The organism is Laspinema olomoucense D3b, assembly GCF_025370785.1.
Lineage (GTDB): Bacteria > Cyanobacteriota > Cyanobacteriia > Cyanobacteriales > Laspinemataceae > Laspinema > Laspinema olomoucense.
The window spans coordinates 1-12,156 of the sequence record NZ_JAMXFA010000058.1 but is presented as its reverse complement, the minus strand read 5'-3'; the positions used below and the strand labels follow the sequence as shown (position 1 = coordinate 12,156).

Below are 12,156 nucleotides of genomic sequence, written 5' to 3'. Positions count from 1 at the left end.
GGGGGGTTGGGGGGATCTCTCCAATATTTTGCAACAGGTCTAATATTCGCCCTAAATTTTCCGCCAAATCTGGGTTTCTTTGTCTAAGTCTTGTCAGACATAGTAACCTGGAATTGAATTTCTATTTTTGGACCGTAAACTAGGAGCATGAGCTGTGGTTTCCGAAGCCTCTAAACAGAGAGCAGAACCGTTATCGACGCGAACGAATCCCCCCTCCCTCTCCGTATCTCAAACTGAACCCGTGCGGGATCCGGATCTGTTAGCGCAGGCCCTGCGACACAAATTAAAAAACCTGACTGGGGCGATGGGGGAAGTGGTGATGCCTTGCATCCCTGCAATGATCGATGAGCATCTGAATCTGGTCATCGGAGTGATGAAAGGGCTTGGGCAAACCCTCAGCGATGAACAAATTAAGTCCCTGAGAACCGCCTTGTCCACCCATTTGGCGGAGGGATTTCGGGCCTCACCCCATGCCCGTCTGAGCGTCAAATTTAGTCCACCCAGTCCCACAGAAGGGTTGACCAGTGGATTAAAAATCACCGCCAATCTCCACACATCCTCCCTAGAAGAAAAATATGATGGGTGGGTGAAAAATCGCAGCGGTCCCTTATTTGGACCTCATCCAGATGCGAAAATCATTGATGTGGCTGCGACCTTTAGGGACAAGGAACGAGTCCCCATTCTCGATGTCGGTGCCGGGACTGGGCGCAATACCTTCCCCTTAGCCAGACAAGGACATCCAGTGGATGCGGTGGAACTCACCTCTGTATTCGCCCAGAAACTTTTAGCCACTGCTCAGAGTGAAGCCTTGCCGGTGCGGATTTTCCAGGGCAATATTCTCGACCCCAAGCTGAATTTACCGACGAGTTACTATAAGTTAGCTGTGGTTTCGGAAGTGATTTCCCACTTCCGCAATATCAATCAGGTTCGCATCCTGCTGGCCAAATTATGTGCGGGACTAGAAAGCGGTGGATTGTTACTGTTTAATGTCTTCTTACCCCTGGATGGGTACCAACCGGACGAAAGCGTGCGTCAAATGGCCGAGGTTGTCTGGTGCTACCTGCTCACCCATGACGAACTGAGGTCGGCTATGGCAGGACTCCCTCTGGAAATCCTTTCGGAAGAGTCGGTATATGAGTATGAGCAAGCTCATCTGCCCTCGGAAGCATGGCCCCCAACCTGGTGGTTTATCAGTTGGGCAACGGGGCGGAATATTTTTCCGTTTGCGGCGACCCCGCCAGTGGAGTTACGGTGGGTTCTGTGTCGGCGCAAATAAGAGCTTATTGCGATCGCCCTGGAGCTAGAGAAAGCTCTGGAGGAGTGAGAAGCATGAGTTGAGCTTAATCGCACCCACCCCAGTTTGACGACCCCTAGATAGACTCGTTGTCGGGTCAACTCAGTTGGCTCGACCCGCCAAATTCTCAAGGAAAAAATTAAAATAAGGCTGTTGCAGCTCAGGGAGGGGGAAACTTGATGTTTAAAAAAAAGCAAAGATCCAACAAAGTAACGATAGCCGTTGGCATCGGGCTATGGATTTTGTTAATCGGTGCTGCTGTACCCATGAATAAATGGATCGAATGGAGTCAGAAGACTCCAGAAATGCTCAACCTCGGGGGAAAGCTAAGTCACCAGTCTGCGGTGAAACCTTTGGCGCTGATGCCTGCGGAGCAAAGATCCAGTCAGTTAGAGCAGTTGGCGAGGAATGGGAAGGGTCTCGATCGCGCCCAAGCTCGTTATATGTTAGCCAACGATTTACTCGAACAAGGGCAGGCAGCACAGGCCCTGGAATGGCTCCAAGATTTAGAAGAGGACTATGGGCTGCTCGCCCCCTACATTTTGTTTAAACGGGCTCAGGCTTATGAACTGAGCAATAATTCTGCCCAAGCGCAGGAAACTTGGACAGAATTGCTAGAGAAGCATCCCGAGTCGGCGGTGGTGGTTGAAGCACTCTACGCCTTGGGTGCAAGCTCCCCCCAATATTGGGACCAGGCCCTGGAGAAATTCCCGGCTCACCCCAAGAGTATGGAAATCGCTCAAACCCGTTTAAAAGGAAATCCGAATCGCCTGGATTTATTATTGCCGATCGCCAACCACGGCTTTTACCTGGAGAATTACAAATCCTATCTCGAAAAACTGACCCGTCAACATCGCGATCGCCTCACCCCAGAAAATTGGGAAGCGATCGCCTTTGGCTATTGGGAAAAACAAGACTATGGCAAAGGAGGGGAAGCCTACGCTTCCGCTACCTGGAACCCCCAGAGCGCTTATCGTCTGGCCCGAGGACGTCAGCTTTCCGGAGATAACAGCGGGGCCATATTAGCCTACAAACGACTCTTCGTAGACTTTCCCGATAGCGAAGAAGCCAGCATGGGGTTAGAACGACTGATCACCCTGGTGGAACCCAAAGAAGCCCTGACTTATATTGACGAACTAATTAACCGCTTCCCCAACAAAGCCGGAGAAGCCTTGTTCGCCCGCTCCAAAGTCCTCGATGAACTGGGTAGCCGCAGTGCCGCTAAAGAAGCGCGGGACAGGGTGCTCAGTGAGTATAGCAATTCCAAAGGAGCCGCCGAACTGCGATGGAGTTTAGCTCAACAAAGTGTAGCGATTAACAAATTTGACGAAGCGCGGAAGTGGGCTTTGGAACTCCGTCAGGAAAACCCCGATAATGAACTCGCTCCAGAAGCCGGGTTTTGGGCTGGAAAATGGGCGCAGCGCCTGGGGTTGAGCAAGGAAGCTCGCCAAACCTACGAAGATATTTTGTTTAACTATACCGAATCCTACTATGCGTGGCGATCTGCCGTGTTGTTAGGATGGGATGTGGGTGACTTCACCAATGTCCGTGGGCTGACTCCGGCGATCGTCGGTCAAACTGAACGGGTTGAGATCCCCGCCGGTTCCGATGTCCTCAAAGAACTCTACCTCCTCGGCCAAGATCAAGATGCCTGGACCCTCTGGCAGGTCGAATTTACCAATCGCCGCGAACCCTCAGTCCCTGAGCAGTTCACCGATGGGTTGATTCGCCTCGGGGTTGGAGATAATCTGGATGGAATTTTTATGTTGTCCAGTCTAAGGGATCGAGACAAAGCCGAGGACCAAGAGCAGTACAAACAAATCAAGGTCAAACCTCATTATTGGGAAGCACTTTATCCCTTCCCTTATGCTGACTTGATCCAGAAAGCCTCTAAAGAACAAAAAATGAATCCTTTGCTGGTGACGGCATTAATGCGCCAAGAGTCCCGATTTATGCCAAAAATTCGCTCTGCAGTCGGTGCAGTCGGGTTGATGCAAGTCATGCCCGAGACCGGGTCCTGGGCAGCCCAAAGCATGGGTCTCAAAAATCACAATCTAGAAAACCCGGAGGATAATATTAAAATCGGGACTTGGTATCTAGATTTTACTCACGGTCAGTATAAAGATAACTCTATGTTAGCCGTGGCGAGTTACAATGCCGGGCCCAGTAATGTAGCCGCCTGGATCGAGCAGTTTGGATTCAACGATCCTGATGAGTTCGTGGACAAGATTCCTTTCCCCGAAACAAACGGTTACGTCAAGCACGTTTTTGAGAACTATTGGAATTATCTGCGGCTATACAGCCCCGAAATTGCCAAGAAACTCGGACAATAAATTTCCCCCAGTTCGTGAGGTGTCCTCCCCCCAAACCCCGTAGCCATTCCCCGGTTGACAATCAAGGGACACAAGTTGGGGGCCGCGCCCTGTCTTCAAGGGGACGGAATCGGGAAATATACGGATGTCCAAACTCCTCAAAACGGGCTAACTTAGTGATGAAAAAACGACTCAAGAGCGGCTAATTATGATATTGGAGTCTTTAGGCTGTGCAAAAATTGCTGGTGAGTTAGCCGCGCTAATGCAGCAAAAAGTGACGGGGATATGGCTGGTTGTAGCTCAAGAATACACTAGATCTTCCCAACCCCCTGAGCCTGGGCCTAACCCCCTTCGCGATCGCCTTCCGGTGAGACCGAATCAGTCACTGGGGAAAAAGCGCTCCACCCCGAAAGGGGATAGTGCTTCCCCCTCAGTTCGCCAAGGTAAGGCTCCCCCATCCAATCCCTGTCCCGGGGAACGCCAGTGGCGATTTTACCTAGTCATGGGCCGGTTACTCTACATTACTGAAAGTGTTCACCGGGTCCGGCGGTGGTCCAGAGCGTTGCGACAACACTGCCCCAAGTTTGTGGTCGATCCCCAAGATGTGGCCGAGGGAGAACCCTGGGAATTTCAACTTCTCCAACCGGGGATGGAGCAACATCTGCTCAGTCCTACTCATGCCAAAGCGCTTATTCGCACCAGTAGCTTAGAAGCCTTATTTAACCTAGCCAGCTATCCCAAAATTAGCACCCATTGGCATCCCCTCTCCCTGGAGTCTTTACAGATACCCAGCAATATCGCCTTATCCTCCTTGGATGTGGCTCAGGTGTTTCAGAAAGCCGAACAGCTCTGGGAACAGTGGGAACAACTCGGGTTACACTACATTAGCCCTGATTTGTCCCCGGTATTAAGCCATCCCACCCAGCTCAAACAACAAGTCAGTTCCGAGTCATTTTTGACCCTCAATACCCTCTTCAACGGTGAAAATACGATTTGGGACCTGGCGATCGAGCGCAAGCAATCCATCGTTGGGGTGACCCGAACTTTGCATCATTTCGTAGAACAAGGTAAAATCTCTCTACAAACCGTCTCCGATTGGCCTTCCCCTCTGGAACAGTGGCGCATCGTTCGGGCGGCAGTAGCCCCCAAAAAACCCTTGATTGCTTGTATTGATGATAGTCCCCTGGTTTGCGAACTCCTCGCTGGCATCCTCCAACCTGCCGGTTACGATACGATCGCCATTCAGGACCCTATGCAAGGGGTAGCTATCCTCTCGGAGAAAAAGCCGGATTTTATCTTTTTAGATCTGGTTATGCCCCAGACAAATGGCTATAATCTGTGCAATTTTTTACGTCAAAGTAATCTATTTCGCGAGACCCCGATTGTTATTCTCACCAGTCAGGATGGCATTATTGACCGCACCAGGGCCAAATTAAATGGGGCTTCAGATTTTCTCAGTAAGCCCCCCCAGGCGGAAAAGGTGCTGCAAATGGTTGAAAAATACCTGAAAGGCTCCGATCGCCCGAACCCCCTCTCGGACATGGGTTTTCCGGCGTTGGCATAACGGACTCCCCAGGGTGCTTCGCTCTTTGAATTGCCGGTGTCCCCCTCAACTTCAGGGTTTCTGGTGTGCTACAGGGTGATTGATGGACCCAGGTCCCAGCATCCGCAACTGGCGATCGCCTCCAGGCTCCATTTGGGTCTGGCACGAATCCTCAGAAAACGGCTATAACAATGAATAGGGTGATTAGTTAACTGCTCCCAAATCTGGTGGTAAAAAGTCGTTTTTCTCTATAACGCTGCCTAGGCAGCATTGTCGGCAAACGCTCCACCCTTGAGGGTGCGAGTTTTTCCCGAGGAGTAGCCGATTTGGTATGATACTTCCTCGGTCGATTGCATCTTCTGTGTGTTCCTCCGAGCCGATCTAAAGCAAAATGGGAATGGGTTTATTTGAATCGAAGGCGATGGCAACCCACCCCGGCGTTCCGTTGCGATCGCGCCCCTGAACCAGTTTTGAGGAATGCTAACCCATAAACACCCCGGTTTCCTCCCATTCCTGGTATTCGCCTTTCTTCAGACTGAGTTTTACACCCCTAGCTGGCGTCTCAAGGTTTCTATAAATAAATGAGTGAAGTTTTAATACAACTTTTTGTCCAACTGATTGCTAACTATACGGGTTTGCGAATCAGGACTCAAGACCAAGAGGCTTTATGTCGTAAACTTGGGTCTCGGATGCGCTCGCTTAAATTATCCTCCCCCGAAGATTATTATAAGTTACTAGAGGGAGGGATCGACCAAAGTAATACCTTTTCAGGAATCGCCGCTCACGGAGAATGGAGAGAACTGATCACCCTTTTAACCACGGGTGAAAGTTATTTTTTCCGAGATAGCGGTCAATTTTGGCTCCTTGAAAATGTCCTTCTACCGGAACTGATTGCTTATCAACGACAAGTTAGTAACTCCCGGGGAAACTCCAAACCCTCCCTGCGGATTTGGAGTGCGGGATGTTCCACCGGCGAGGAACCCTACTCTTTAGCTATTTTGGTCACCCAACTCATTCCCGACTGGGAAAACTGGAATCTTTTTATCTTAGGAACCGATATCAATCACGAGTCGATTGCTCAAGCAAAACAAGGACTATACAGCCCTTGGTCATTTCGGATGGTAGAACCCGAGCGTCTGCCCCAATATTTCCAGCAACGCAAGAACCAATGGAAATTAGAAGAAAAATATCGCCGCTTAGTCACATTTCGGGTGGGGAATTTAGCGCGCGATCGCTTTCCCGATTTGACGGGCGAGCTCTCTGAGATAGATTTAATTATTTGTCGAAATGTCTTTGTCTATTTTGAATCCCCGGTGATAGGTGAAATTTCCCAAAAATTTGCCAAAACCCTCCGACCCGGTGGATACTTGATGACGGCTCATGCTGAACTTCACGGGCAGAACTTGACCGAGTTGACTCCGAAAGTTTTTGCTCAGTCTGTAGTTTATCAACGCCGAGATAACTCTTCTGTCAATATCCCGGTTTCTCCCTATCAAGGGTATAACCTTCCTTCCTCCTTCCCCTTACCCTCTTCCTCGGGGATCGCCACCTCTAGGAAATTAGATCCACTCAAGCACAAAGTAAACCGACATAAAAACCCACCGCCACTCTATCAGTCCAGCACCTCTTCCTCCGACCTGAGCCTTAAAAACTCTGAGGTCAGTCTCCTGTTGCAAAAGGCTGAGACTCTCTTTAAAGCAGACCGTTTAGACGAATCCCTCCAGACCTTCCAACATATCGTTAAATTGCAGCCTCGACATTTTCAAGCCTATTATCTGATTGCTAAAATTTATGCTAACTTAGGAAACTATCGCCAAGCGGAACGGTATTGTCAACAAGCTATCTCCATTGATGCGATGTCGGTTCAACCTTACTACATCATGGCTCATATTGCTGAAGAAAAAGGAGACTTAGACCGGGCTAAATATTGGTTAAAGCGAATTCTTTATCTCGCTCCCCTTTCTATATCAGCTTACCTGGAACTAGCCGCTATTTATGAACGAGAATCCGACCTAAAAAGAGCCACTAAAATGCGGAAAACCGCCTTAGATATCTTAGAGACATTACCAAAAGATTATTCGGCGGAATATGCCGAAAAGATGACTTTAAGTGAATTAAAAGAATATCTGATAAAAAGCCTTGGAACTCAGGACTAAAGCGGGAGAACATGAACGTGAGCGAACATCACTCTTTTTTAATATTTAGCTTAAATGGGTCAAGGTATGGGGTAACGACCCAGGCAGTGCAAGAAATTTTTTTCTTACCAGCATTAACTCCCATCGATGAAGCACCTCGGGACATTGTGGGGGTGGTAAATCTGCGGGGAGAAGTTTTACCCGTGATGGATTTAAACTTACGGTTCTTTCAGCGATCGCTCGATTACCAGATTACGGATAGCATCATCGTCATCGAGTGGCAAACCGTCAAAATAGGGCTGATTGTCAACCAAGTTCATGAAGTGCAAGACATTCCCTTGGAGGCGATCGCCCCCCAAATTGCTTATGGACGACAAAACGGCAGTCCCTCCCACCATTACATCACCGGGGTCGCCAAAAACCTTGGAGAATTGGTAATGTTGCTCAACCCCGAACAATTAATTGAATATTCCGGTTCTCCAGAAACCCCACCTTTTGAACTCAACGGTACAGAAATACCCGGTTCCGGGACCTCCGTTCAGAAAGACCGCCGATTCTGTCCCCATGCCACGCCGGAAGACATGGCCCTCTTCCAAGAGCGGGCCGAGAATTTAATGAAACTCAGCGAAGGCGAAGATTTTACCGGATTGATGCCGATCGCCGTGATTGGGTTAAACGATGAATATTTCGGTCTGGATCTGAATGTGGTCCGGGAATTTACAGACATTCGCGACATCACCCCCATCCCCTGCTGTCCCAGTCGCATCATCGGTAACATGAACCTCCGGGGTGAAATTGTTACCTTAATCGATATTCGGGAAAGCTTAAACCTCCCCATCACCCGTGCCATAGGCGGCACTAAGGTGATGGTTGTTCATATTGATGAACTCGTTGCCGGAATTGCTATCCAGGAAGTGTGCGACGTCATGTATCTGCACCCGTCCAAAATTGCCCCGGTACCTGCCGCCATTCACTCTGCCAATGATGAATACCTCCGGGGTACAGCACCCTATCGGGAAAAAATGATGAGTTTGCTCGATCTGCCTAAAATTCTTATCCAGGGAGAATTAGAGGTCAATGAAGAACCCTAATCGGTTCTGGAGTCGGGGTGAGTCCCGGACTCGGTGAGATACAGAACACTCTGGAGGGAGACTCGGGGACAGAACCCTGACGCGGTGCAAAAGCGAGCGGGGGACAAGAGGCCCCCAAACCCCCAGGATGAGTTTTCTTCAAATCCCCCTGTGCTGTGAGTTTTAATCGAATATTCTTCCTTCTGAATTCTGGATTCGCGGGTTTAACGAATGAATGGTGAGCAAGATGTTTTGTTGGTTGCACCGACGGACCTATGTTGAACCCGTTAAAACTAAAAACCCGTATTTTACTGGGATATTCAGTGCCGTTATTGCTGTCCCTTGGCTTTGCGGCAGTTGTGTCTTGCCAGACCCAGACCCTCCAACAAAAACTGGATACCGATGCGGCAGGACAACAAATCCTGGATAATTCGGAACGCATGGTTTCTGGCCTTTCCCAGATGCAGCGTTATAGTGCCAGCTTTTTAGTGAATCCCGAAGTTGATTTTTTAATTGAATATGAAAAAAAATCTCAATTATTTGAAGACTCTCTTGAATTTCTCGATCTCCAGCTTGAAAACCCCGATTTGCAAATTCGCTTAGATAGAATTAAAGAGTTAGGAAATCAAATCGATAGCTTGAATCGCTATTTGATGACTTTAACACAAACTCAAAAAAGAGACCAAGCTATTCGGGCTTTTGCGGCGGCTGAAAGTCACAATCTTTCCCTGGAAATCACTCAAGCTTTGGATGATTTTCTGGCGGTTCAGAACCAGCTTCAACTGTCTAAGGGCGAAGGTACTCATATTGCGATCATGGCATTAAAGGAGTGGGTGTGGGTGGGGAGTGGGGTTTTAGTCCTGTTCACCCTGGCGATTTCTACCGCCTGGACTTATCGAATCGTGGAGGCGATCGCCCATCCCCTGCTTTCCCTTCAATCTACCGCTAAAGAAATCACCCATAACATCTTAGTGAGTGAAACCCTTTTGAGTCACCAAGCTGAGGGCTTGAGTCAAACGAGCGCCGTCCTGGAAAGCTTAACTCAATCCGCTGGTCTTCATGCTCAAGAAACCGAGTCTACCCAGGTTCAAGTCGCCCAGATAGAAGATAAAATGCTCTCTTTGAGAGGGCATCTCGGCAAAATCTATGGACTTACTCATCGGGTGACCGATTTAGCTACTCAAACCAATCTGTTAGCGCTTCATGCCGGGGTTGAGTCCCAGCGCCCTGGATTGGAATGTCACTGTCTGGATGCGGTGGCGACGAAAATGCGAACTTTAGCCACGGAAACCCAAAAATCGGCCAAGCAAGTGAATACCCTGGTCACTCAACTAGAAATTGAACCCCATTCTGTTCCCATGGAACTGGAAGAACCGGAGCAAAATGTAGAACCAATCTGGAGTGCGATCGGTGAACTGGCTACCCAAACTCGGGCTATTTCTAAGACAAGCCAGCAGCAAGCTACGGCGATTCAACAAGTGTTCGAGGCCCTGGATTCTCCCTATCACACCGCCCGAGAAACGGTTCAGACTCTAAGCGAAACTAAAATCCGCCTTCAACAACTCAACCGTGACGCTCATCAGTTGTTTGAACTTTTATAATTTAGGTCTGGGCTGGGAGCATTTCTACTGGGTTTTTCCCCTTCACGCCCTCGCCGTCACTGGTGATTGCTGGTTCTTAGCGGTGAATCGGGGTGTATCTTGATGCGGCCTGGAATAGGTGGCGATCGCATTGTTTTTAAAACTCGGTTTTCTCTCTTGTCAAAATGTAATTACAAATGTAAATTTTTAGTTACACCCAAAAAGCCTATCCGTTGTTTCTTCAGACCCCTGCGGTATGGACGCAGTTTCAACCTGGACTGAGTGCCTCCAGAAGCAGCTAACCATCCCAGGAACCTTTAAACCTATCCAGCATCGAAACGGGAAAGATTAGACTTAGGTATCACTTGATACACTGGACCGAGGCACAACAATTGAGTTGAGGCTAAGGTAAAACCAGAATTATCCGGTGAACCGTTGCTGAGTGCCGATTCAACAGTGCCTCAGCGCATCACCCAATTTGAGGAATAAAAATATGAAGTTAGGGCGAAAGCTCTATATAGGATTCGCGATTCCTACCCTGTGTTTGGCCTGGTTAGGGATTTATTCCCTAATTTCTTTTGCCAATATCGACCGACAAGTTGGAACCATTTATGATGATCGCGTCGTGCCTTTACAGCAGTTAAAGGTAATTTCTGATGATTACGGAATTTCTGTGATTGATGCGGTGAATAAGGCTGATGCAGGTTTGTGGACGATGGAAGAGGCGTTGCAATCGGTGAGAACCGCTGTGAATCGGATAGAAGTGAACTGGGAGGCTTATAAAGGGACTCAACTGACCCTTGAGGAAATCAGCCTTATTCGGGAAGTGGAGCAATTGTTCGTTCGTGCCGATCGCGATATTGCTCGTCTGCAAGTGGGTTTACAGACTGGGAACGGGGCTGTTGTCAGCGAATTTAATGGCTATCTCTATGAAGTGATTGACCCGCTCACGGAGAAAATCAATGAGTTGATTAATTTACAGTTGAAAATTGCCAAACAAGAGCGCGAAAAAGCAGCGGAGGTGTACCAACGCACGCAAATTGTGTTTATTCCCTTGTTGTCCCTGGCTTTGTTGATTGGTTCACCCCTGGGTTTTGCGATTATCCGAGGAGCGATCGCCGCTACCCTGAGGGATATCATCAATACTCTGGCGAGCACCTCCACTCAGATTGCCAGCGCTACCACAGAACAGGAGCAGATTGCCCAGCAGCAAGCTGGAGCGGTGCATCAAACCAGTATTGTAATGGAACAATTAAATCAGTCTGCCGCTCACGCGGCCCATCAAGCGATCGCATCAGCGACTGGGGCCAAACAAGCCCTAAGCCTTACCGGATCCGGGACTCAAGCTGTCGATCGCACCCTGGAGGAAATGGCCAAACTCAATCAAACCGTAGGGGTGGTGCAATCGCGGGTGGATGAATTGAGCCAACGCGCTACTCAAATTGGGGCGATCGCCCAGCTTGTTAGCGATTTAGCCACTCAAACCCGCGTCCTCGCTCTCAATGCTGCCGTAGAAGCAGTCCGCGCCGGAGAACAAGGGAAAGGCTTTGGCGTCGTTGCCACAGAAATTCGCAAATTAGCCGATCAAAGTCATCGATCTGCCGAAAAAATCAATCTTCTCGTTACCGACATCGAAAAAGCCCTCAAATCCACCGTCCTCGCCAGTGGCGAAAGTTCCGAAAGCGTCGCTGAAGGGATCCGCATCGTTGGAGAAACTGCCGCCACCTTTGAAGGGGTGCGAAATGCCATTAATCAAGTTGCAGTCAATGTCTCGGAAATCTCTCTCAAGAGCAAAGAACAAGCCACTGCTATCCAACAAGTTCTCTGTGCTATGAAGGATCTAGATCAAGGTGCTTGCCAAAGTGCCTCGGGGATCACTCAAGTCAAAATTGGTACCCAACGACTCAAAGAAGCAGCTTTGCATCTCAAGTCCGTGGTTTAACAATCTACTCCAAACCTGGAATATAAACAGGCTCCTAGTTCTCAATACAGCGTCTTTCTGATTAACTTAGAGTCCCCTTGTCTGGTGTCGTAATCCCCTTCATTCCGTGAAACTTCATTCAATTCAGCGGGTCGCCACTTGACTCTTACTCTAATCAACTCTCGTTATTTGCTCAGGGTCACTGGGTTCTCAGGGTCCTTATTCCTAGGGCGTCGGTTCAGTAAAAAGGCTTGACAAGACCGAGCAAATGTGTATTTACCTGCTCGACTCCACTACAGTG

General features: G+C 48.9%; 7 protein-coding genes. All 7 read left to right on the top strand.

What is annotated here, in order from left to right; all coding sequences use genetic code 11:
- The first annotated feature begins 154 nt into the window (after nucleotides 1-154).
- Nucleotides 155-1,276, top strand: a complete 1,122-nt coding sequence (locus NG792_RS26625) for a class I SAM-dependent methyltransferase (RefSeq protein ID WP_261201611.1) — start codon at nucleotides 155-157, stop codon at nucleotides 1,274-1,276.
- Nucleotides 1,277-1,473: 197 nt separating this feature from the next.
- Nucleotides 1,474-3,627, top strand: coding sequence for a lytic transglycosylase domain-containing protein (locus tag NG792_RS26620; RefSeq protein ID WP_261237443.1), 2,154 nt, complete (start codon nucleotides 1,474-1,476; stop codon nucleotides 3,625-3,627).
- Between the two features lie 187 nt (nucleotides 3,628-3,814).
- On the top strand, nucleotides 3,815-5,170 hold the full coding sequence (locus tag NG792_RS26615; RefSeq protein ID WP_261237442.1) for a response regulator: 1,356 nt from the start codon (nucleotides 3,815-3,817) through the stop codon (nucleotides 5,168-5,170).
- 560 nt (nucleotides 5,171-5,730) lie between these two features.
- Nucleotides 5,731-7,305 carry a CheR family methyltransferase gene (locus NG792_RS26610; RefSeq protein WP_261237441.1) on the top strand — a complete coding sequence of 525 codons (1,575 nt, stop codon included), beginning with the start codon at nucleotides 5,731-5,733 and terminating at the stop codon, nucleotides 7,303-7,305.
- 11 nt (nucleotides 7,306-7,316) lie between these two features.
- Nucleotides 7,317-8,375, top strand: a complete 1,059-nt coding sequence (locus NG792_RS26605; RefSeq protein ID WP_261237439.1) for a chemotaxis protein CheW — start codon at nucleotides 7,317-7,319, stop codon at nucleotides 8,373-8,375.
- A 254-nt stretch (nucleotides 8,376-8,629) separates the two neighbouring features.
- Nucleotides 8,630-9,955, top strand: coding sequence for a methyl-accepting chemotaxis protein (locus NG792_RS26600; RefSeq protein WP_261201606.1), 1,326 nt, complete (start codon nucleotides 8,630-8,632; stop codon nucleotides 9,953-9,955).
- Nucleotides 9,956-10,427: 472 nt separating this feature from the next.
- The gene (locus NG792_RS26595; RefSeq protein ID WP_261237437.1) at nucleotides 10,428-11,876 is read left to right on the top strand and encodes a HAMP domain-containing methyl-accepting chemotaxis protein; all 1,449 of its coding nucleotides are present in this window, start codon (nucleotides 10,428-10,430) and stop codon (nucleotides 11,874-11,876) included.
- Nucleotides 11,877-12,156 lie beyond the last annotated feature (280 nt).